Source organism: Hoyosella sp. YIM 151337, from assembly GCF_026041215.1.
Taxonomy (GTDB): Bacteria; Actinomycetota; Actinomycetes; order Mycobacteriales; family Mycobacteriaceae; genus Hoyosella.
Map to the genome: position 1 here is coordinate 293,750 of NZ_JAPEIQ010000006.1, position 20,711 is coordinate 314,460.

19 protein-coding genes, 2 tRNA genes and 1 other RNA gene are annotated in these 20,711 nt (G+C 62.5%); 6 read left to right on the forward strand and 16 right to left on the reverse strand.

The window, feature by feature from the left end; genetic code table 11:
- The first annotated feature begins 1 nt into the window (after nucleotide 1).
- Nucleotides 2-157, forward strand: coding sequence for a hypothetical protein (locus ONR57_RS02830; RefSeq protein WP_265121364.1), 156 nt, complete (start codon nucleotides 2-4; stop codon nucleotides 155-157).
- A 332-nt stretch (nucleotides 158-489) separates the two neighbouring features.
- Here the strand turns inward: ONR57_RS02830 and ONR57_RS02835 are convergent.
- The 10 genes from ONR57_RS02835 to ONR57_RS02880 form a co-directional block, all read right to left on the reverse strand.
- Nucleotides 490-562 (reverse strand) — tRNA-Ala (locus ONR57_RS02835).
- 73 nt (nucleotides 563-635) lie between these two features.
- The gene (locus ONR57_RS02840) at nucleotides 636-1,370 is read right to left on the reverse strand and encodes a DsbA family protein (RefSeq protein WP_265121365.1); all 735 of its coding nucleotides are present in this window, start codon (nucleotides 1,368-1,370) and stop codon (nucleotides 636-638) included.
- A gap of 61 nt (nucleotides 1,371-1,431) precedes the next feature.
- Nucleotides 1,432-2,637, reverse strand: coding sequence for a NupC/NupG family nucleoside CNT transporter (locus ONR57_RS02845; RefSeq protein ID WP_265121367.1), 1,206 nt, complete (start codon nucleotides 2,635-2,637; stop codon nucleotides 1,432-1,434).
- 142 nt (nucleotides 2,638-2,779) lie between these two features.
- Nucleotides 2,780-3,158: a transfer-messenger RNA gene (gene ssrA, locus ONR57_RS02850) on the reverse strand.
- Nucleotides 3,159-3,336: 178 nt separating this feature from the next.
- Nucleotides 3,337-4,263 carry a hypothetical protein gene (locus tag ONR57_RS02855; protein WP_265121369.1) on the reverse strand — a complete coding sequence of 309 codons (927 nt, stop codon included), beginning with the start codon at nucleotides 4,261-4,263 and terminating at the stop codon, nucleotides 3,337-3,339.
- A 61-nt stretch (nucleotides 4,264-4,324) separates the two neighbouring features.
- Nucleotides 4,325-4,801, reverse strand: coding sequence for an SsrA-binding protein SmpB (gene smpB / locus ONR57_RS02860; protein WP_265121371.1), 477 nt, complete (start codon nucleotides 4,799-4,801; stop codon nucleotides 4,325-4,327).
- 68 nt (nucleotides 4,802-4,869) lie between these two features.
- On the reverse strand, nucleotides 4,870-5,772 hold the full coding sequence (ftsX, locus tag ONR57_RS02865; protein WP_265121372.1) for a permease-like cell division protein FtsX: 903 nt from the start codon (nucleotides 5,770-5,772) through the stop codon (nucleotides 4,870-4,872).
- Nucleotides 5,772-6,461, reverse strand: coding sequence for a cell division ATP-binding protein FtsE (gene ftsE, locus ONR57_RS02870; RefSeq protein WP_265121374.1), 690 nt, complete (start codon nucleotides 6,459-6,461; stop codon nucleotides 5,772-5,774). The genes ftsX and ftsE overlap by 1 nt, the downstream gene beginning before the upstream one ends.
- Nucleotides 6,462-6,504: 43 nt before the next feature.
- Nucleotides 6,505-7,617: a peptide chain release factor 2 gene (gene prfB, locus ONR57_RS02875; protein WP_265121376.1), complete on the reverse strand. Its 1,113-nt coding sequence runs from the start codon at nucleotides 7,615-7,617 to the stop codon at nucleotides 6,505-6,507.
- A 47-nt stretch (nucleotides 7,618-7,664) separates the two neighbouring features.
- A complete protein-coding gene (locus tag ONR57_RS02880; protein ID WP_265121377.1) occupies nucleotides 7,665-8,822 on the reverse strand; it encodes a GTP-binding protein in 1,158 nt (385 codons plus the stop codon).
- Between the two features lie 72 nt (nucleotides 8,823-8,894).
- Here ONR57_RS02880 and hisN point away from each other — a divergent pair, with 72 nt between their 5' ends.
- The 3 genes from hisN (at nucleotide 8,895) to ONR57_RS02895 (ending at nucleotide 12,417) form a co-directional block, all read left to right on the forward strand.
- Nucleotides 8,895-9,683, forward strand: coding sequence for a histidinol-phosphatase (gene hisN, locus ONR57_RS02885; RefSeq protein WP_265121378.1), 789 nt, complete (start codon nucleotides 8,895-8,897; stop codon nucleotides 9,681-9,683).
- A gap of 107 nt (nucleotides 9,684-9,790) precedes the next feature.
- Nucleotides 9,791-11,182: an acyl-CoA dehydrogenase family protein gene (locus ONR57_RS02890; protein ID WP_265121380.1), complete on the forward strand. Its 1,392-nt coding sequence runs from the start codon at nucleotides 9,791-9,793 to the stop codon at nucleotides 11,180-11,182.
- Nucleotides 11,183-11,211: 29 nt separating this feature from the next.
- Nucleotides 11,212-12,417, forward strand: coding sequence for an acyl-CoA dehydrogenase family protein (locus ONR57_RS02895; RefSeq protein ID WP_265121382.1), 1,206 nt, complete (start codon nucleotides 11,212-11,214; stop codon nucleotides 12,415-12,417).
- Nucleotides 12,418-12,494: 77 nt separating this feature from the next.
- On the opposite strand, the gene ONR57_RS02900 is transcribed toward ONR57_RS02895, so the two are convergent.
- The 3 genes from ONR57_RS02900 to ONR57_RS02910 all read right to left on the reverse strand — a co-directional run bounded on the left by ONR57_RS02900 (nucleotide 12,495) and on the right by ONR57_RS02910 (nucleotide 14,117).
- Nucleotides 12,495-12,875: a hypothetical protein gene (locus ONR57_RS02900; RefSeq protein WP_265121384.1), complete on the reverse strand. Its 381-nt coding sequence runs from the start codon at nucleotides 12,873-12,875 to the stop codon at nucleotides 12,495-12,497.
- Nucleotides 12,876-13,008: 133 nt separating this feature from the next.
- A complete protein-coding gene (locus ONR57_RS02905; RefSeq protein ID WP_265121387.1) occupies nucleotides 13,009-13,209 on the reverse strand; it encodes a hypothetical protein in 201 nt (66 codons plus the stop codon).
- Nucleotides 13,210-13,310: 101 nt separating this feature from the next.
- Nucleotides 13,311-14,117: a M23 family metallopeptidase gene (locus ONR57_RS02910; protein ID WP_265121388.1), complete on the reverse strand. Its 807-nt coding sequence runs from the start codon at nucleotides 14,115-14,117 to the stop codon at nucleotides 13,311-13,313.
- A 205-nt stretch (nucleotides 14,118-14,322) separates the two neighbouring features.
- On the opposite strand from ONR57_RS02910, the gene ONR57_RS02915 reads away from it, so the two are divergent.
- Nucleotides 14,323-15,654 (forward strand): AMP-binding protein, encoded by a 1,332-nt coding sequence (locus ONR57_RS02915; protein WP_265121389.1) that lies wholly within the window; start codon nucleotides 14,323-14,325, stop codon nucleotides 15,652-15,654.
- A gap of 10 nt (nucleotides 15,655-15,664) precedes the next feature.
- Here the strand turns inward: ONR57_RS02915 and ONR57_RS02920 are convergent, their stop codons facing one another.
- Entirely contained in the window at nucleotides 15,665-16,546 is an 882-nt protein-coding gene (locus ONR57_RS02920) for an SDR family NAD(P)-dependent oxidoreductase (RefSeq protein WP_265121390.1), read from the reverse strand.
- 211 nt (nucleotides 16,547-16,757) lie between these two features.
- Here ONR57_RS02920 and ONR57_RS02925 point away from each other — a divergent pair, with 211 nt between their 5' ends.
- Entirely contained in the window at nucleotides 16,758-17,351 is a 594-nt protein-coding gene (locus ONR57_RS02925; RefSeq protein ID WP_265121391.1) for a TetR/AcrR family transcriptional regulator, read from the forward strand.
- A gap of 62 nt (nucleotides 17,352-17,413) precedes the next feature.
- On the opposite strand, the gene ONR57_RS02930 is transcribed toward ONR57_RS02925, so the two are convergent.
- Both ONR57_RS02930 and ONR57_RS02935 read right to left on the reverse strand, forming a co-directional pair.
- Nucleotides 17,414-17,487: transfer RNA gene (locus tag ONR57_RS02930), tRNA-Met, on the reverse strand.
- Between the two features lie 153 nt (nucleotides 17,488-17,640).
- The gene (locus ONR57_RS02935; protein ID WP_265121392.1) at nucleotides 17,641-20,637 is read right to left on the reverse strand and encodes a UPF0182 family protein; all 2,997 of its coding nucleotides are present in this window, start codon (nucleotides 20,635-20,637) and stop codon (nucleotides 17,641-17,643) included.
- Nucleotides 20,638-20,711: the final 74 nt, after the last annotated feature.

Genomic DNA, 20,711 nt, shown 5'->3' on the forward strand with positions numbered 1-20,711 from the left:
CGTGCTCCACTTCGTCACCTTCGGTCAGCGTCCCACAACTCGGGCTCGACACAAGGGAATTGCCGAGGACTACGGCGACTTCACGAGCATTGTCGGCAATGCGTCACCGGTTCTCGCGAGCGTCGAGAAGGCAATCGAGCAGATAGCAGAACGATGACTTGGGTTCAGCGCCAGACCTAATCGGTCGAGAAAAATGCTGGACTGGCGGAGCTGCATTCGAGACTGACATCGAACCCGCTGACATAGCCGCTGGTGCAGGCCGACAGTGACCGACTATCGGGGAGCGGCCACATGCCGTTCAACCTTTTCGCGGTTTGCTTGAACCAGGGCTTCGACATTCAAGGTACCTTGCATCACCAGATTGCCTTTTTCTCGCACAATCTGATCGTCTGACAGTGCCGCTTGACACCGAGGTCGGAGGGCGTCTCAATGACGACCTCCTACAAGAAAAACCGCTGAGTGCCATTCGGACTCAGCGGTCATCGTGAGTGGAGCTAAGGGGACTCGAACCCCTGACCCCCACACTGCCAGTGTGGTGCGCTACCAGCTGCGCCATAGCCCCGAACACATCGGCCCACTGGGCCGCTGCTCGACCGAAATTACACCACGTTGAGCAGTTCCGGCAAATCTGCGCGTCACTCGCCGATCAGGTCGTTGAGCCAGTTGCGGTTGTTCCAGTCGATGATTTGGCCATTGGCTGCGACGGTGGGAGTGCCCTCTCCTCCTGCGGCGTCCATCGCGGCGCGTGCCAGGTCAGCGTGTTCGCGTGCTGCTTCTTCACGAGCGCCCGTCGCGATGCACTCGACGGCGGTGTCGCTGGCGCCCGCATCCCGGGCGAGTTCGGCGAGTTCGTCGTTGGAGCGGTCCTCACCGGATCGCGGTTTCGCCTCGTAGGCCGCGGCGTGGAAGGCGCTGAATGCGGCACCGTCACCGGTTTCGGCAACGCATTCGGCTGCTGCGGCCGCGCGCGTCGAGTAGCTCCCGCTGCTTGAGGCCGGGTCGAGAAAATTCAGGCTGTGGTAGTCGACGCGGATTTCACCCTCGTCGACGACGCGGGCGATGTGCTGGCCGTAAAGCCGCTCGAACGCCTGGCATCCGTCGCACATGTGGTCTTCGAAGATCATGATCGAGCGCGGCGCCTCTGGGTAGCCGAGCGTGATCACTCCGTCTTCAGCGAGCGCGACTGGCGCAGCCTGCACGCTCCCGTAGCCCTCGTCCACGGGGGCACTGGTCCGCTGCTGCCACATCACCATCCCGACGACGGCGACCGCGGCGACGAGCACCGCGACTGCGCCCAGAATGTAGGTTGCAGAGCTTGAAGGCTTTTCGGGGGTGTAGGCGCTCTTGCTGGGCTTCTTCCGCGCGCTCACAATCATCCTTCCGGCTGCTGGTCGTTGTGGGCGCTACAAGACTGCCACAGCGACCTGACAGTCAGATGAGGAGGCCAACCATCGTTGCACTGATGAAACTCACGAGTGTCGCGCCGTACAGCAGCCGCAGGCCGAACCGGGCGATCGTGTCGCCTTGAGCTGTGGCGAGCCCTTTCACCGCACCGGCGATCACTCCGATCGACGCGAAGTTGGCGAACGACACCAGGAACACCGCGACGATCGCGTATGTGCGTTCCGATAGCTCGTATTCGCCGGCGGCGATTTGGGTCATGGCGACGAACTCGTTGGTCACCAGCTTCGTCGCCATCAGGCTCCCAGCGTCGACGATTTCCGACGGCGGCACGCCTGTCAGGAACGCGAGCGGCGCGAAAACGTACCCCATGACCTGCTGGAACGTGACACCGAAGACTCCGTTGAACACGCCGTTCACCATCGCGATCAGCGCAACGAAGCCGATGAGCATTGCCGCGACGGTCACCGCGACCCGAAACCCGTCCCAGATGTACTCGGTGACCATCTCAAAGAATGAGCGGTGACGTGCGTCCGCGAACACGGCGACGTCTTCGGACGGTTCGAGGTCGTACGGGTTGATGAGCGAAACGACTATGAAGATGCCGAAGAAGTTCAGCGCGATCGCGGTGACCACGAACCTCGGGTCGAGCAGCACCATGTACGAGCCCATGATCGACGCCGACACGGTCGACATCGCGGCCGCCGCGAGGGTGTACAGGCGCCGCTCGTTGAGGTGGTGGAGCTGGTTTTTCAGCGAAATGAAAACCTCAGATTGGCCCAGCAGCAACGACGCGGACGCACCGAACGATTCCAGTTTGCCCAGTCCGTTGATCTTTCCGATGGCGATGCCGATGTACCGGATCACGAAATGCAATATCCGTGACCACTCGAGAATGCCGATCACCGCTGAAATGAACACTATCGGCATCAGTACGGCCATGAAGAATGCTGGGGTGAGACCGTTAGTCGCATCCGGATCCCCAGCGAGGGGCCCAAACACGAACGACGTCCCCTCGAATGCGAACTCGAGGAGACGACCGAAACCGCTCGCGATCCCGTCGACGACTGTTTGGCCGACGGCGGTTCGGATCAGGAAGATTCCCAGCAGCACCTGGATCGCGAGCATGATCGCGACGTATTTCAACCGCTTGAGAGCGAGCTTCCGGTCATAGCTCGCGCCCCATGCGAGCCCCATGAACACGGCAAGCCCAGCGATCCCCACGGCATAGTGCATCGGCCCTCCTCGGTTGGTGCTGGACTCCAGCGGTGTGACACCGCGAGAAGATCACTGTCACCAATGGTGGGGTGGGCCGCAACTCGAGCGTGGGTGATTGGGATAACGAAACGGCCCGGACCTTTATGGTCCGGGCCGCTTCTGGTGGAGCTGCCGGGAATTGAACCCGGGTCCTCCGTTGTGTTGATAGGGCTTCTCCGTGCGCAGTCCGCTGTGCCTCTACTCGGATCTCACAGTCTCACGGACTAGCTGTGATGACGATCCCAGTCACTGTTTGATGTCCCGCTTACCCCCGTGACCGGGATAAACGGTTTGTCCCTCTAGTCGACGCCAGGGTCCGGGCCGAGGGCATTCCCGGTCTGACGAGCCATCTGCCTAACTACGCTGCGAGAGCGAAGTCAGACTGGCTGCGCTGAGCATTGTCGGCGCTTATTGGTTTGCAGCGACGCTTACGGTGGTCTCTTGCCTGCACCGGCACGCTTCCCCCATCGCGACTAACGCAGTCGAAACCGATCAGCCCCTTGCGGTGGGTTCTACAGGACTACCGAGTGTAACGTCTGCCGGCCGCCCTGTCATTCCCGTATTAAATTCTCAATCTCCTCGCGGAGTGCACATTTCCTCAGGATACTGGTGATCGCCCCAGGAAACCTCCCGAGGCAATGCGCGGTTACTTGAGGAACTGCACGCTTCCTAAGGAAATCAACGCCGCGGCCGCTCGAACCATTCCCCTACCGGCGCCGGACGGTGCTGCGCTTCGGCGAGCGCCTCGGAAATCCGGTGGAAAAGCTCGTCGGGCCGGTCCAGATCAGCCCACACCCAGCGCACAACGAGCCAACCCGCGCGCCGAAGGGCATCTTCGCGCTGCTTTTCCCGAAAGAGGTCTTCGCCGCGACCGTACTTCACCCGGCCGTCGAACTCACCGACGACTCCCCCTGGGAAAAGGAAATCGACGCGCGCAATAACCTTGCCCCGCTTATCACGGATAGACGCCTGCAGACAGGGCAGTTCCAGTCCGAACTGGTGCATGAACACCCTGCTGCGCGACTCGCCGGGGCTCTCGCTTCGCTCGTCCGAGAACGCGATCGCCTTCTCAGCTTCCCGAATTCCCGTGCGATGGCGGGCTTCCGCGAGTTCGCGAGCGAGGTCGTCCCGTGTCACGAGACCCCGGCAGAGTGCAGCATCCGTGATGACGACCGCGGTCTCGAACGACTCGGTGCGTGCTAGGTCGACAACGGTTCGCGCCGGTGCGGTGACCGGCAGTCCGGCGATGAGGTGGGTTCTCGCGAGCAGTCCCGTATGCACGTGCAGGTCGTCCGTCACCCGCCCGGCCGACCGCGGGCCGCGCGTCACGTGCACGCGCTTCAGGTTGATGCCCCACGTCGGGAGCCCGTGCAGCAGCGCGGCGGATGCGTGGCTCAAGACCGCACCGCTGTGCCGCCGTGCCGCTGATACGGCAGCGATGCGGACAAGATGTTGCTGTTCCCGCGACATTGCGTCCCATTCGTGACTGCGGACATAACAGTTGCGGCGCAGCCTCAGCAACCCTGACCGGCCCTTCCGGGTTTCTCTGAGCGGCATATCGGTCAGCAACAGCTTTCGGCAGGCGGCGTATCTCTCGATCGTCACGCCCCGAGTTTGCCGCAAATACGGCAATCTGCCTGACCTTTATCCACAGCCCTGTGGATAACTAGCTGCTCATGCCCTTGATGCGGCGGCCCAGTTCACGCGTAGCCTCACGTTCGGCGGTGCGCCGTGCGATGTCCTGCCGCTTGTCATGGAGTTGTTTACCGCGCGCGAGGGCGAGTTCAACTTTCACTTTGCCGTCAGAGAAGTACATCGACAGCGGCACCAGGGTGAGGTTGCCTTCGCGCGTCTTGCCGACGAGATGCTCGATTTCGCGCTTGTGCAGCAGAAGTTTCCGGCTGCGCCGCGGCTCATGGTTCGTCCACGTGCCGTGGCCGTACTCCGGAATGTGCAATCCGCGCAGCCACACTTCCCCGTCGTCGACGGTGGCGAACGCATCGACGAGCGACGCTTTGCCCTCGCGGAGCGTCTTCACCTCCGTGCCGAGCAGGACGACGCCTGCCTCGTACACATCGAGGATGCTGTAGTTGTGGCGAGCTTTCTTGTTGCTCGCGATGACCTTGCGGCCCTTCTCCCTCACGTCAGGGCCCTTCCTGGCTTGCTACTCAACATGACCTTCCAACGATACGGGCAGTCGCAAGCGATTTATTACTCGCGCACGTAGAAGCGCAGTGTGAGATAACCGGTGATCGCCGACAGCACGGCTGCGGCCCCCACTAGCCATGGCGAGACGGAGGCGATGGCCGCGTTCGTTATCGGAGCGACAATGTTCGACTGGTAGACCTCACCCAATATGTCATCGAGAAAAACATTCTTGGTGAGGAACAGTCCGCCCACCGCTACAGCGGCACCCGCCAGCGCCGCGACAACCGCTTCCAAGAGGAACGGGAGCTGCGTGTACCAGCGTGTCGCGCCGACGAGCCGCATGATCGACACCTCGGCACGACGTGTGTATGCGGCGATCTGCACCATGTTGGCAATAAGCATCAGCGCTGCGAGTGCCTGGAATATCGCGATGGCGAACGCTCCGTTGCGCAATCCATCGAGCACCGAGAACAGTCGCTGCACCAGTTCTTCCTGGTTGCGCACCGACTCGACGCCTGGATACAGGTTGAAGTGCTCGTAGATCGCGGAGAATTGGTCTGGGTCGTCGAGACGCACGCGGAACGACGCTGGCAGCGCTTCCGGCCGAACCAGGTCGAGAATCTCGGGATTGTCGGCGAACGTTGCCTGATAGATGGCAAGCGCGTCCTCCCGGCTGACGTACCGCACCTCCGTCACACCAGGGAACTCACCGAGATCCGCACGCAGTGTGGAACAGATATCGGTTTCACAGCCCGGGTCAGCCGCGCTGATGTCATCGGTCAGGAAGATTTCGACCTCGACATTATCTAGGTACAGCTGCTCGGTCTTGTTGGTCATATCGACGACAAGCAGTCCGCCGCCGAACAGCCCCAGGGATATCGCCGTCGTGATGATCATCGCGAGCGTCATTGTGATGTTGCGGGACAGCCCCGCGAACGTCTCGCGGACGATGAGGGTGAGTCGCATTACCGCCCTACTCCGTAGATACCGCTCTTTTCGTCGCGGATGACTGCGCCGTGGTTCAGCTCGACAACTCTCTTACGCATTGCATCGACAATATGGTTGTCGTGTGTTGCCATCAGAACGGTCGTGCCCGTGCGGTTGACGCGCTCAAGCAGCAGCATGATGTCGTTGCTGGTGTCAGGATCGAGATTGCCCGTCGGCTCGTCGGCGAGAAGCACTTTCGGTTTATTGACGAACGCGCGCGCCATCGCAACGCGCTGCTGCTCGCCACCTGAAAGTTCGTCTGGCATCCGGTGCGCCTTACCTTCGAGCCCAACGAGTTGCAGCACCTCCGGCACGGTCTCGTGGATCTCCTTGCGGGACTTACCGATCACCTGGAGGGCGAACGCCACGTTCTCCGCCACCGTCTTCTTCGGCAGCAGCCGGAAATCCTGAAAAACGCACCCCACGCTCTGGCGCAGCTTCGGAACCTTCCGCCCCGGCAGCTTGTTGACATGAAAATCGGCGACGTGGATGTCGCCGGACGTCGGCAGATCCTCACGAAGCAAAAGACGCAGGAGCGTGGACTTCCCTGATCCCGACGGGCCGATGAGAAAAACGAACTCACCCGATTCGATCGAGACAGAGACCTTGTCCAGCGCGGGGCGTGTCGAGGTCTTATAGGCCTTCGTCACGTTGTCGAGGCTGATCACGCCGCCGAGTGTATAGGCACGCTTCGACAGCTAGCATTTCACGCTAGACAGTCTCGCTCTTTCGCCACCGGATGCCGGCCTCCAGGAAGCGATCGATCTCGCCGTCGAGCACGGTTGACGGGTTGTTCACCTCAACTTCGGTGCGCAGATCCTTCACCATCTGGTACGGGTGCAGCACGTACGAGCGCATCTGGTTGCCCCACGAGCTGCCACCATCGGCCTTCAGCGCATCCATCTCCGCACGTTCTTCCAGCCGCTTGCGTTCGAGCAGTTTCGCCTGGAGCACGCGCAGCGCGGCAGCCTTGTTCTGGAGCTGCGATTTTTCGTTCTGGCACGACACCACAATGTTGGTGGGAAGGTGCGTAATTCGCACCGCCGAGTCGGTCGTGTTGACTGACTGCCCGCCCGGCCCGGACGACCGGAAAACGTCCACACGCAGTTCCGTCTCCGGGATGTCGATGTGGTCGGTCGTCTCCACCACCGGGAGCACTTCGACCTCCGCGAAGGACGTTTGGCGCCGCGCCTGGTTGTCAAACGGACTGATGCGCACGAGACGGTGCGTGCCCTGCTCCACTGAGAGGGTGCCGTACATGTAGGGCGCTTTCACCGCGAACGTCGCACTCTTAATGCCCGCTTCCTCGGCATACGACGTGTCGTACACCTCGACGGGGTACTTGTGCTTCTCGGCCCAGCGGACATACATGCGCATGAGCATCTCGGCCCAGTCGGCAGCGTCGACTCCACCGGCGCCAGAGCGGATCGTGACCAGGGCTTCGCGCTGGTCATACTCGCCGGAGAGAAGCGTGCGCACCTCGAGAAGCTCGATCTCCTCGCGCAGTCGCACGCGTTCTTCATCGGCCTCGCGCACCGCGTCTTGCTGAGCGGCGCCCTCTTCTGCTTCCGCGAGTTCGTACATGATTGGCAGGTCGTCGATGCGCTGGCGCAACTCCTCGACACGGCGCAGCTCACCCTGCGCGTACGAGAGCTGACTGGTGACTTGCTGCGCGTGCTCCTGGTTGTCCCAGAGATCAGGCGAGGCTGCCTGAGCTTCGAGTTCACGAATGCGCGTGCGCAACTCGTCGACGTCGACAACTGCCTCGACAGTTTTCAGGGTGTTGTCGAGGTCGGCGATATCAGCGGAAACATCGGGATGCACAGTCCTCTAGCCTACCCGCTTCGCAAGGCAGCGAGCGCACGCGGAGCTCAATGCTGGTGAGCGAGCTGTGCGACCTCCCACTGCGGCAACGGGTCTGCGTAGCGCCGCCACGCAGCGGGCCCCGCCTTGAGTTCCTCGTCGGTCAGCAGCGCGTCACGCAACGCTTGTTCAGGCTTAGTGCGGTCAAGCTTGAGCCCGATGAGCACAATCTCTTGCCCGGGCGGAATGTCGATTGCCGACCACCGCTGCGCCGGATCAACCGTCAGGTGTGGGCCAGCTTGCGACCAGATCGCGGCGTACGGGTGCCGAGTGGCTAGCCAGCAGAAACCTTTGCTTCGCAGCAAGCCTTTGAAGCCATCGATGGCGCGCGCGAGCCGTTCAGGGTGGAAGGGACGGTCACCGCGAAACGTGACGCTGCTGATGCCGTACTCCTCAGTTTCGGGGGTATGGCCCGCGGCGATTTCTTCTGCCCACCCGGGCGCATCCCAGGCGCTTTCGCGGTCGAAAAGGCCGGTGCCCAGAACCTCGCTCAGTTCAACTTTGCCGTGCTTCGTTCGCAGGATCCGGGCATGCGGGTTCAAGCGCCGCGCGGTGGCCTCCACGACGCCGGCTGCGGCCTCGCTGACGAGATCGGTCTTGTTAAGCAGGATGACGTCGGCGAACTCGACTTGGTCGACAAGGAGGTCAGAGATGTTGCGGATGTCCTCTTCCCCGGCTTCCAGCTGCCGTCGCGCGAGTAGTTCACCGCGCGCGAGCTCATTGAGGAACGTCGATGTGTCCACGACCGTGACCATCGCGTCGAGCCTGGCGATGGAACCGAGCTGGAAGCCGCTGTCGAATTCCCATTCGAAGGTGGCAGCGACCGGCATCGGCTCTGAGATGCCTGTCGACTCCACGAGGATGTAGTCGAATCGGCCATCGCGGGCGAGTTCGCCTACTGATTCGACGAGATCTTCACGCAGGGTGCAGCAAATGCACCCGTTTGTCAGCTCGATGAGCTTCTCTTCGGTGCGGTCAAGGTGGGTTTCACCGCCCAGTTCGCCGCTGACGAGTCGCGCGTCGATGTTGACTTCGCTCATGTCGTTGACGATGACGGCCACGCGTTTGCCGTCACGGTTGGCCAGAATGTGGTTGAGCAGCGTGGTCTTGCCTGCGCCAAGGAATCCAGAAAGCACGGTTACAGGGACGGGCTGAGTAGTCGACATTCCTTAATAGTAATCATTTTCAATAAGGCCGCGCGACTGCCCCGGCCGCACGCCCGAGTAGCGTTTCGAATCATGGATGACCTGACCGCCGCATCGGACCTCGAACTCGCCCATGCAATCGCTGACCGCGCCGACACAATCACCACAGACCGGTTTGGTGCCATTGATCTCGCTATTGATGACAAACCAGACCTCACACCGGTTTCCGACGCCGACTTGGCTGTTGAAAGGTGTGCTCGGGAGATTCTCGCGGCCGCGCGCCCCCAAGACCTCATCCTCGGCGAGGAGTTTGGCGGCGACACTGTTTTCAAAGGACGGCAGTGGGTAATTGATCCGATCGACGGAACCAAGAACTTTGTTCGCGGAGTACCGGTGTGGGCATCCCTGATCGCCCTGCTCGAGGACGGCATTCCGATCGTCGGCGCAGTGAGCGCCCCGGCACTTCATCGACGCTGGTGGGCAGCGCGCGGCTCGGGCGCATGGCGACAGGTTGGCGACCGCACACCCGAACGCATCGCGGTATCCAAGGTCGGCGGCCTGGCGTCAGCAAGCCTGAGCATCTCAAGCCTATCCGGCTGGGCTGAGCGCGGAGTGCGCGACAAACTGATCGACTTCACGGATCAGGTGTGGCGACTGCGCGGGTACGGCGACTTTTTCTCGTACTGCCTCGTCGCCGAAGGGGCGGTCGATATCGCAGCCGAACCGGAGGTATCACTATGGGATCTCGCCCCACTCGACGTACTCGTGCGTGAGGCGGGCGGCCGGTTCACGTCCCTTGACGGCAAAGACGGCCCGCACGGAGGCAGTGCCGTCGCGACGAACGGCCTGCTTCATGACGTCACATTGCAGGCACTTCAGTGATGCTGACAACACACCGCAATCATTTTCGCCAGCCCATTCCGCTCCAACCTTACCGGCGGGTAAGATAGCGGTCACCTTGACCCTTCTCGCAGGAATAGCTGGAGATCATGAGTAAGAAGAACTCCTCATCGGGCGCACCGCGGCGCTCGATCTCTGCTGTAGGCCTGAACCCGGTGAAGCGTGATGCCATCGGCACCGCAATGCGCGTGCTGACCTCGCTCACCGGCTCGGAGCTGGCAGAAAAGTACAACCTCCGGAAGCCCATCGACCGGGTCGCCTACGAAGCCACAAAGACGGGCTTCCGCACACTCGGTGCCGCAACCCGAACCTTCAAGAAGGTTTCCGGCGGCGGTAAGCCGAAGCGCCTGCCCGACTCTGAGGCGAAGAAGAAGGGTCTTTACGACCTGACCCTCGGCGACGAACAGCAGATGATCGTCGAAACAGTCTCCGAATTCGCTGCGGAGATCCTGCGGCCAGCAGCTGCCGACGCAGACACCGCCTCGGAGGCCCCCGCTGACCTGATCAAGCGCTCCGCCGAACTCGGGATCACCTTGATCAACGTGCCCGAGGACTTCGAGGGCGCGGCAGCCGAACGCGGCGCCATCACGAACTCGCTCGTCGCAGAGGCGCTCGCACACGGTGACATGGGTCTTGCACTGCCGATCCTCGCTCCGAGCGGGTTCGCTGTTGCGCTCACCCAGTACGGGAATGACGCACAGCAGCAGACCTACCTTCCCGCGTTCGCGGGCGAGAACGTGCCCGGCGCCGTGGTGGCGGTCAATGAGCCACGCGCCTTGTTCAACCCGTTCAAGCTCGAGACGAAAGCACATCGCGCAGCCGGCGGCTACACGCTGCAGGGTGTGAAGAGCCTCGTGCCGATCGCTTCCTCAGCTGAACTGTTCCTCGTCGCGGCGGAGCTTGGCGGCAAGCCCGCTTTCTTCATCGTTGAATCCGACGCGACCGGCCTCGTCGTCGAAGCTGACCCCGGCATGGGCTTGCGTGCGGCGGGCATTGGCCGCCTGAACCTCGACAACGTTGTGGTTCCCGAATCGGCGCTGCTCGGCGACGGTGACACTGACAGCCGCGCCAAGGACTTCGAAGACATCATCCAGCTCTCACGCCTGGGCTGGGCGTCGCTTGCCTGCGGCGCCAGCAAGGCTGTCCTCGACTACGTCATTCCCTACGTGAACGAGCGTGAGGCGTTCGGCGAGCCGATCAGCCACCGCCAGGGCGTCGCCTTCATGGTGGCGAACATCGGCATCGAACTCGACGGAATGCGGCTCGTCACCTGGCGCGGTGCATCACGCGCTGAGCAGGGGATGCCGTTCGCGCGCGAAGCCGCACTCGCCCGCCGCCTGACCGCGGAAAAGGGCATGCAAATCGGCCTTGACGGTGTTCAGCTCCTCGGTGGACACGGCTTCACCAAGGAACACCCAGTCGAACGCTGGTACCGCGACCTGCGCGCTGTTGCGGTCGCTGAAGGTGTCGTCGTCATCTAGTCCACCCCTCCTCACGCCTGGAGACTTTCATGATCAATCTCGAACTCCCTAAGAGGCTGGTGGCCGCGTCGAATCAGGCACACCAAGCCGCAGCGGAAATCTTCCGCCCGATCTCACGCAAGTACGACCTTCTCGAGCACGAGCGTCCCGTCGAACTCGACACCATGGCAAGCCTGGTCGAGGGTATGGCGGACGCGGGACAAGCTGCATCGGGTGCCACCCTGGGCCGCGGCGAGAAGCCGCGCAAGGAAGGCAACATCAACGGCGGCAACATGTCGGCGCTGCTGAACGTCATCGAGACCTGCTGGGGTGACGTCGGCCTGACGCTCGCGATCCCGTTCCAGGGCCTCGGCAACTCCGCGATCGCCTCGGTCGCAACCGACGAACAGCTCGAGCGTTTCGGCAAAGTATGGGCCTCGATGGCCATCACCGAGCCCAGCTTTGGCTCTGACTCAGCTGCCGTCACCGCAACCGCGGTCCTCGACGGTGACGAATGGGTCCTCAACGGCGAAAAAATCTTCGTGACCGCGGGTGACCGCTCCACCCATGTGGTGGTGTGGGCATCCATCGACAAGTCGAAGGGCCGCGCCGCGATCAAGTCGTTCGTCGTTCCGAAGGACGCACCCGGCATCACCGTGGCGCGACTCGAGCACAAACTCGGCATCCGCGCGTCCGACACCGCCACCATCATTCTCGACGACTGCCGCATCCCGAAGGACAACATCCTCGGCAGCCCCGAGGTTGACACGAAGTCCGGCTTCGGCGGCGTCATGGCGACCTTCGACAACACGCGTCCGCTTGTTGCTGGCATGGCCATCGGCGTCGCTCGTGCTGCGCTTGAGGAGCTGCGCAAGATCCTGAGCGAGGCCGGTGTTGAGATCGACTACAACGCACCCGCGTTCACTCAGCATGCAGCCGCAGCCGAGTTCCTTGAACTCGAGGCGGACTGGGAAGCTGCCTACCAGCTGGCCCTGCGTGCCACCTGGATGGCTGACAACAAGAAGCCGAACTCCCTCGAAGCGTCCATGTCGAAGGCAAAGGCTGGCCGTGCCGGATCAGCGATCACGCTGCGCGCCGTCGAACTCGCCGGTTCGCTGGGATACTCGGAGCGCCCGCTGCTCGAAAAGTGGGCTCGCGACAGCAAGATCCTCGACATCTTCGAAGGCACCCAGCAGATCCAGCAGCTCATCGTGGCTCGCCGCCTGCTGAACAAGAGCTCCGCTGACCTGAAGTAGCAGCTCAGAGGATAAATCCGCCCCGGTCACCGATCATGGTGGCCGGGGCGGATTTGTGCGCGTTCAGTTCGCGTGGTCTATGACTGCTCGTTATCCACGTGGCTCTGGGCAGGCCGAATTTGTTTGATCACCCATGTGATCAATCCGCGGCCGAGGTCCACTGGGCGCACGTCCGACAACGTCACGACCGCTTGGATGACTGACGATTCTTGCACCTTTTCCTTCAGTGCGGCTGGGAGCAGTGCGCTCCAATCGCGCTCGCGCGCGACCTCGACACCTTCGAGTATCGGACCAACAGTAATACTCCGGACTTCTCCCGGGTCGACATGCAACTGCGCAGCCATGAGCGAAAGCAGCGCGGCGTAATCACCAAAGTTGGTCCCCTCGGGGATATTGAGCTCACCTTCGAGCCTGTCTGCTGCATCCCAGGTCACGGCTACTCGTCGCATCACAGTCATCAGTCACACCTCACAAGGCCAACACGAAGCAAAGGTGCCGCTTCCAATCGGGGAACGACATGCAAAATTCTGCATGAGCGGCGTGGTCCTTGGTTCGCATTGACCGCAAGGTGAGGAGAGTCACCGGGGTCCGTCAATCCTCCTGCTGGCCCTCAGGTATTGGAAATGGGGCGTCTGGATGGTCCGTGGCGGCAACCGCGCCCCCAAGGCAGGTGAGCTCGGGGATGTACACCGTGCCATTGAGGAAGTACGGCCGTGGCAGCGACCGCAGGGAAGTCACTGCGGTCGGGATCGCGAGGGCGAACATGCCGATGCGCTTCGCGAAGGTCAGCACGCGGAGCCAGAATCGCGCACACCGGATGATTCAGTCATAGCGGTCATTATTTCCAGCGCGCACGGCTAATACAAGAGCCAGGCACGCGCCAAGTGCCGCTGCTAGTTAATCCACACTCCGCGCTGCGCCAGCCAATGCCGCGGACTAATGGGCGTCCCGTCAGTCTTGCGGACCTCGTAATGCAGGTGCGGCCCCGTGGAGTGGCCGCGGTTTCCCACCGTCGCGATCATTTCACCGGCTTTGACGTGCTGCCCCGCAGTAACGAGTGAGCGATCGACGTGACCGTAAACGCCGATCGTGCCGTCATCCTGACTGACTCGAACCCACAGCCCGAAGCCACTTGCAGGGCCAGACTCGAGAACCACCCCATCAGTGACGGCGAGCACCGCGGCGCCGAGCGGGGCCGCAATATCGAGGCCGTAGTGGAACTGCCCCCAGCGCGGCCCGAAGTCCGACGTCACGATGCCGCCATACGTGGGCCCGATCGCGAACGGGCGGGCAATACCCTCCGGGACCGCGATACTTCCGGCCGGGTCAGCTGCGGGCACATCCGGCGCCGCCGCTGCCTCCGGCTCTTCGTTTGGCGGTGCCATCGGTGGCACCGCAGCTTGTTGCAGCGGGGACTGAGCACCCGCTGTGCTGACATCGTGGCGAGGCTCCCCCACGGCTGCACGGGCGGCAGATGGTTCGCTCGCACCACTCGAACTAACTTGCGCGGCGAGCGTTCCTGCAATCAGTGTCGACGCGACCGCGACGAAGATCGTGAGCGCACTATCGGGGATGCGGTCTCGGGCGGCCGCATACACTCGCCCGATTCTCGATTTTCCCGACTCAGCCGTTCGCCGGCCTGCGTGACGCTCTTCTCGCGCAACAGTCACCTTCGACTCGTCGGCGTGGATACCGGACAAGAACCGCCCCCTTTAATTCCTATAACGGCACGATAACGAACATGTACGTGCCGCGCACCGAAATCCCGAAAACGGACGCGGTGTTTACGCCCCCAGCGCGATCGCGACTCCCCCGACGAGCTCAGCTGAACGCACTGCTCACGATGTTACTGTGTGATCGAAACGATACGTCATCACAGTGGTCCAGCGAGGGGCGGGTGCCGATATGCCCGAGTTTGCTGCGTTGCTGACACGGTCGGCGAGTGCCGGACGACGCTTCACCGAGCTATTCAAGGGCAGCCGCGCCCTCTTGCGGTCGGGCGTGGTGTCCTACATCCACCCCGCTGAGAACGTCAAATATGTACGTGCCACGAGCCGCTATGGCGCGCTCGTCGCAACGTGCCAGCATGCTGCCCGATCCACACCAGCGAGGTCCGCCCTCATCGACGACCACGGGGTGCTCACGTTCGCTGAGCTTGACCGCCAATCCAACGCGCTGGCACGGGGTCTGCACGCCGACGGGGTGCGGGCATCTGACGCTGTGGCAGTGCTCGCACGAGATCTGCGGGGCATCGTGCTGGCCATGCTCGCTGCAGGAAAACTCGGCATCCACCTTCTCCGCGTCGATTCAACGATCAAAGCAGGAGAACTCGACGAGTTCTGCACCGCAGCAGGCGTGCACGCACTGCTCCACGACGCCGAGTTTACGGGCCTGGCGGCGACCCTCTCCGACAGAGTTCCGCGGTACTTGACCTGGTCCGACGAGGAAAGCCTTGAACCGTTCCGGCCCACACTTCGGGCTCTCATTGGTGCGCATTCGCAGGCCCCTCTGCGAAGTCTCGCTCGGGTTGGCACGCTGCTCGGCAGCAGCGCAGCCACCTCCTCGGAGGTACCTCGTGAGCGGCAATCCGCGCTGGCCTCGGCTCAGTTTCTGGATCGCATACCGCTGCACGCCGGTCAGATCATCGTGCTCGCAGGAGACTGGGACCACAGCACAACCCTCGCGCTCCTGTCGTTGGCGTTTGCGCTCGGCAGCACCGTGGTCTCTCAGCAATGGTTCGACGCGGAACGGACCGTCCGGTTCGTTGAGATGCATCGCGCTGATGTCCTCGCAGCCACCCCTGAAGCACTGAGGGAGATCCTGGACCTCGGCGCAGAAAGAGTGCGAAAGTACGACCACTCGTCGCTCAGCGTCATCATAGGCACTGGGGCGCCGCTCACTGAGGACCTGTGCCGCCGCGCTGAAGAGGTTTTCGGCCCCGTTCTGCATACTGTGTACAGCCCAACGCCGGGAGCCGTCGCCGCGGTCGCAACACCAGACGAACTTCGTTTGGCTCCGGGGACGGTCGGCCGCTCACCATTTACCTGCCGCGTCGCGCTTTTCACCGCGGACGGCGAACGGATCGCCGCGCCGCACACGCCTGGCCGTGTATTCGTTGCGTACGCTCAGGGCATTGAAGGTCGCCAGCCGGAGCACGCCGCGGGAATGATCGCGACCGCCGATACCGGGCACTTCGACGAATCGGGCTTGTACTTCATCGACCGGAATGGCGGTTGAGTTCAGCCGCCTACTTCCGCACACCGGCGCCAGCACGTGTCACCGCACGGACGTGTCCGCGCATGCGTGATCGATACGTGATGCGTTGAGACTCGTCAACCGCGGTAAGCACCCGGTCAGCTCGCAGGATGCGCATTGCGGCGCGCAGCACCGGTTCTGGAACAACGGCACGCACGACGTCCCAGACGATCGCGTATCCGGGAACCGCCACTTCGGCGCGGCGTGTTTCGCAGTTGCGGATAATCGCCCGCGCGACGTCTTCCGGTTCCACCGTGGGCAAACCCTGCCCGAGTGGAATACCCGAACTCAGCGACGTCCGCACGCCGCACGGCAGCACAGCACTCACGCTAACCCCGCTGCGGTCAAACTCGGCCCGTACCGCCGCCGACAAACCGACGGCCGCGAACTTGCTGGCGTTGTACACAGCGAGTCCTGGGATGGGTACCTTGCCCGCCATGGAGGCCACATTGATGATATGGCCGCGCCCCTGCCTCACCATGAGCGGCAGCACTGCCCGCATCCCCAGGACGAGACCAAGGGTATTGATGTCAAAGGTGGCGATGACCTCATCGTCAGGACCGTCCAGAAAGCCGCCGGCAGGCATGATTCCCGCGTTGTTGATGAGCACGTCGATGCGCTCATGACGTTCGATGACGGCGGCACACAGTTCCGTCCACGACTGCCGCGACGTCACATCGAGCGGGTAGGCGAATGCCCCTGGGCCGAGGTCGTGCGCCACAGCCTGCGCTTCCGCTACGTCGATATCACCGATCCAGACGATCGCACCGATGTCGTGCAAGAGCGCCGCTGTCGCCCGGCCGATTCCCCCCGCCCCGCCGGCGACGATCACAACGGAACTATCGAGCGCTATATGCGGGTAGCGCTTCCGCATGTGACACCCCCCTTGTTCGGCCGCGCCAGTGTTCCCCGCGGCCCCAACCCTTCCGGCTCCCACCGGCAGCAAGCACGTATTAGCCATAAACGCTACCGCTGACGATCATCAGCGTCGAACCGGCCACCGACGCGCACCCAGCACACATACTAGCAGTATCTGGGTTCTCCCGGTAGCTTGAGTGGGGATCACAGCAGGTCAAGGAGGGGTCATGGTTCGCTTGAGTCGCGCCGAAAGCCAAGCGCAAACCCGCAGGCACCTCGTGCGTACCGCACAACACATGTTGCTCGCCCAGGGCTACGCCGCGACGTCATTGGATGCGATCGCTGACGAAGCCGGTTTCTCCAAGGGCGCCGTTTACTCCAACTTCCGCAATAAGGACGCGTTGTGCCGCGAGGTGTTGCGGCACATTCGCGCACAGCACGCGGCTGCGCTCGTTGATCAGGTGTCCACTGCGACGACGCTAGACGGCCTGCTCAGCGCGTTTGCCGCGTGGAGTGAACGCACTCTCGGCGACCTGCAGTGGTCTGCACTCGAGGCCGAGTTCGCCGTCCGCGCCAAAGCAGACGATGAGTTGCGCCAACAGCTCAGCGCAGACGCCGCCGAGATCCGGGACACCATCGGCCAACTGGTAGCGGCCGCTACCGAAGCCTACGACCTCGATCTCGGCATGTCCGCGGAAGATGTCGCCACCGCCCTGCTTAGCCTGGGCATCGGATTAGGCCTTCAGCGGGCTATCGATCCCGAGGTGTCTGCCGGGATCTTGACAGACACAATCCGGGCCATGCTGAACCAGCGACTGTAGGGCCGCGCCGCTCATGCAGAAACCCCCTGCACAAGCCGGGGGCTTGTACAGGGGGTTTGTAGTAGCGGGGACAGGATTCGAACCTGCGACCTCTGGGTTATGAGCCCAGCGAGCTACCGAGCTGCTCCACCCCGCGTTGGTGAACCCAAGGTTACAGGCCTGGGTGTTTCAAAAGCAAATCGGCCCAATAGGCCACGCATACAGCGCTTTTGGCGACTTTCATCGCACACGACAGAGCCCGCCCATCCGCAGGGACAGGCGGGCTCTGGCTGACCGTGGCTAGTTGTGGTCAGTTGCCTCGAGTCTGCTCATACGCACGTACTGCGCGTTCCAGCCGGTCGAGCGCGGCACCGTAGTCGGAGAAGCTGCCGTTGCGCTGTGCTTCCCGCAGAGCGGCCAATGCCGCATCCATCTCGGCAACGATGCCTTCTTCGTCACCGTCCGCGGGCGGCGCGGGGGCCGGTGGCGGTGTTGGCGCCTCACCGTCAGTCTCAGCGGCAGCGGCCTCTTCATCGACAGGCAACTCAGCCTCGATGTCGACGCCTGCTTCCTCGGCCGTTTCGGCCTCAGTCACATCACCGCCGGGAGCCGTAGCCAGCCCTGCAGTCCGTGAGTCGAACACCTGCCGGAGCGCACCGGCCAGTGTCGGCGCGTAACCGATACGTACTCGGCCATCCGCACCGCGGTAGCTCACAACAACACGAGCGAGCTGTGGGAAGGCGCTTTCCGCAGCGCCCCGGCGCTCCGTGTAGATCGGTTCGACGTAAAGGATGCCGCCGCCACCAACCGGGAGCGTGAGGACGTTTCCGAAGTGGAGCCGGTTCGCGCGCTCGAGCAGTGTGATATCCGTCGCGACGCGTGTGTCGGTCACCATCGAGTTCTGCGCGAGCTGCGGGCCTGGCGTCTGCGTATCGAGCGGCAGTCGCCGGATCGTGAACTGACCGTAGTTCTCCGGGTCCGAGTTCACCGCGATGTGCGCCGCGAGGAACTCACGCTGGAAGACGACCATCGGGCTCGTGAGGTAGAAGGTCGCGTCACCTGTCTCCGGGTCACCCATCAGCATGTAATACGGCGGCTGATCTGGCGGGTTGTTCTCGACCGTCGGATCCTGCGGCACCGACCAGAACGCATTGTTCGTGAAGAACTCGCGCGGATCGTCGACGTGATACCGCGACAGGATCTCGCGCTGAATCTTGAACAGGTCCTCCGGGTACCGTAAGTGCGCCATCAGTTCGTCGGAGATCTCTTCCCTCGGCTGCACGGTATCTGGGAAGACACCCATCCACGCGTTCAGCACCGGGTCTTCTTCGTCCCACTGATACAGCGTGACCGAACCGTCATACGCATCAACGGTGGCCTTCACCGAGTTACGGATGTACGAAATCTCCTCAGGAGGCAAGGGCCGCAACGTCTCGGTGCTGTCTTCGACCATGCTGTCAAGAACGGCCCGCTGTGAATACGGGTAGTTGTTCAGCGTGGTGTAACCATCGACAACCCAGACGACCCGACCATCCACAACCGCGGGATACGTCGTGCTGTCAGGGATGAGCCATGGCGCGACAGCTTCTACACGGTCGCGCGGATCGCGCTTGAAGATGATCTTCGAATCCGGCCCAACGGCATCGGAGAACAGGATGTTGCGCTCCGAGTACTGGGCGAAGAACGCGAGTCGATTCAGCCAGTTGCCGATCGAGACACCGCCAGCGCCGCTATAGGTGTACCGCTCAGCGTCGGTGTCGTACTCACGTGGGCCAGCCTGCTCGGTCTCACCGACGATCGCATAGTCCGGGTCCATCTGAGCGATGAGTTCGCCGTAGTAGATTCGCGGCTGGTCGACGGGAATGAGATCGTTGTCACTGAACAAGTCGCTCACGGTGTAGATCGGGTAACCGCTGTCGGAGCTATCGGCTGATTCCACATCATCGATCGCCGCGTTCACACGGTTGGTCGGCGCCGCGACAAATCCGTTGCCGTGCGTGTACACGGTGTGCTTGTTGAGCCAGTCCTGCTGGTTGGCTGCGAGGCCGCGCGGGTTGAGTTCACGCACAGCGACGATGAAGTCCTGCAGTTCGCCTTCGATTTCGTAGCGATCGATATCGAGGTGTTCCGGGAAGCCGTAGAAGTTACGCAACTGCTGCTGCTGCGTGAACGTGCGAGACAAAATCGCAGGATCAAGCAGACGAATGTTCTGGATCGTCGTGACGTCGGCGGGGTCATCAGCGGGCGGACGACTGCCGATGCCCGTCCAGCTTTCGTAATCGATGCGCTCCGGTTCGACCCCGTACGCGGCGCGCGTGGCCGCGATACTGCGCTCGATGTACTGACCTTCACGGTCGACAGGGTTGGGCCGCACCGAGAACTGCTCCATGAGCATGGGCCACACAGCGCCCACAAGAACCGACGACAGCAAGAGAAGACCAGCGGAAAGCGCAGGGATGCGCATATCGCGCAACACAATTGCAGCGAAGAACGCGGCGGCGCAGATTACCGCGATGGCAAGGAGGATCAGCTTGGCCGGCAGCACCGCGTTGATGTCGGTAAACCCGGCACCAGTGAAGATCGGCTCTTTCCGGCTGCTCGATAGGAGCGCATACCGGTCGAGCCAGTATGCGACTGCCTTGAGCAGGATGAACGTTCCTGCCAGTACCGCAAGTTGCACGCGCGCCGAGGTGCTGAGGGCGCGATCGCGGTTGTCGAAGCGGATTCCGCCGAAGACGTAGTGCGTGACGAGGTTCAGGATGAACGCAAGAACAATCGCGACGAACAGCCAGTTCAGCACCAACTCCCAGAACGGCAGCGCGAAGACGTAGAAGCCGACATCCAGCCCGAACTGCGGATCAGTTACGCCGAAGGCCTGCCGATTGAGGAACAACTGAACGACTTGCCAGTTACCCTGTGCGACTAGGCCCGCGAGCACACCGATCACGGCGGGGATGCCGATCGCGAAGAGCTTGATCCGCCCAGTCACCGCCATTCGGTATCGCGCGACTGGGTCGTTCGGTGACGTCGGAGCGAAGATCGGCCGGCTGCGATACGCAAGCACCAGCGATCCGAAAATGATGAGTCCGACAAGCACGCCGACAATGAGGAACAGCGCGACTCTCGTGAACAGGACGGTCGTGAAAACATTCCGGTAACCGACCTCACCAAACCACAGCCAATCGATGTAGGTATCGATCAGGCGCGGACCTACGGCGAGCAAGATACCGCCGACAGCGGCAAGCACGATCAGAATCCGGCTGCGACGGGACAGTGTCGGTACTCCAGCGGGGGGCCTTATGCCCACGAGGCCTCTCCATACGTTCCTGGCGGCACTCATGCGCCGCTGCGGTCATTAACTGGGTTCTCTTCAACTCTACG

What these genes read in the sequence shown, in the direction of transcription:
- ONR57_RS02845 (WP_265121367.1), bottom strand. Translation starts at nt 2,637, where the DNA reads ATGCACTATGCCGTGGGGATCGCTGGGCTTGCCGTGTTCATGGGGCTC.
- ftsX (WP_265121372.1), bottom strand. Translation starts at nt 5,772, where the DNA reads ATGCGACTCACCCTCATCGTCCGCGAGACGTTCGCGGGGCTGTCCCGC.
- ONR57_RS02880 (WP_265121377.1), bottom strand. Translation starts at nt 8,822, where the DNA reads ATGTCGACTACTCAGCCCGTCCCTGTAACCGTGCTTTCTGGATTCCTT.
- hisN (WP_265121378.1), top strand. Translation starts at nt 8,895, where the DNA reads ATGGATGACCTGACCGCCGCATCGGACCTCGAACTCGCCCATGCAATC.
- ONR57_RS02890 (WP_265121380.1), top strand. Translation starts at nt 9,791, where the DNA reads ATGAGTAAGAAGAACTCCTCATCGGGCGCACCGCGGCGCTCGATCTCT.
- ONR57_RS02895 (WP_265121382.1), top strand. Translation starts at nt 11,212, where the DNA reads ATGATCAATCTCGAACTCCCTAAGAGGCTGGTGGCCGCGTCGAATCAG.
- ONR57_RS02900 (WP_265121384.1), bottom strand. Translation starts at nt 12,875, where the DNA reads ATGACTGTGATGCGACGAGTAGCCGTGACCTGGGATGCAGCAGACAGG.
- ONR57_RS02915 (WP_265121389.1), top strand. Translation starts at nt 14,323, where the DNA reads ATGCCCGAGTTTGCTGCGTTGCTGACACGGTCGGCGAGTGCCGGACGA.
- ONR57_RS02920 (WP_265121390.1), bottom strand. Translation starts at nt 16,546, where the DNA reads ATGCGGAAGCGCTACCCGCATATAGCGCTCGATAGTTCCGTTGTGATC.
- ONR57_RS02925 (WP_265121391.1), top strand. Translation starts at nt 16,758, where the DNA reads ATGGTTCGCTTGAGTCGCGCCGAAAGCCAAGCGCAAACCCGCAGGCAC.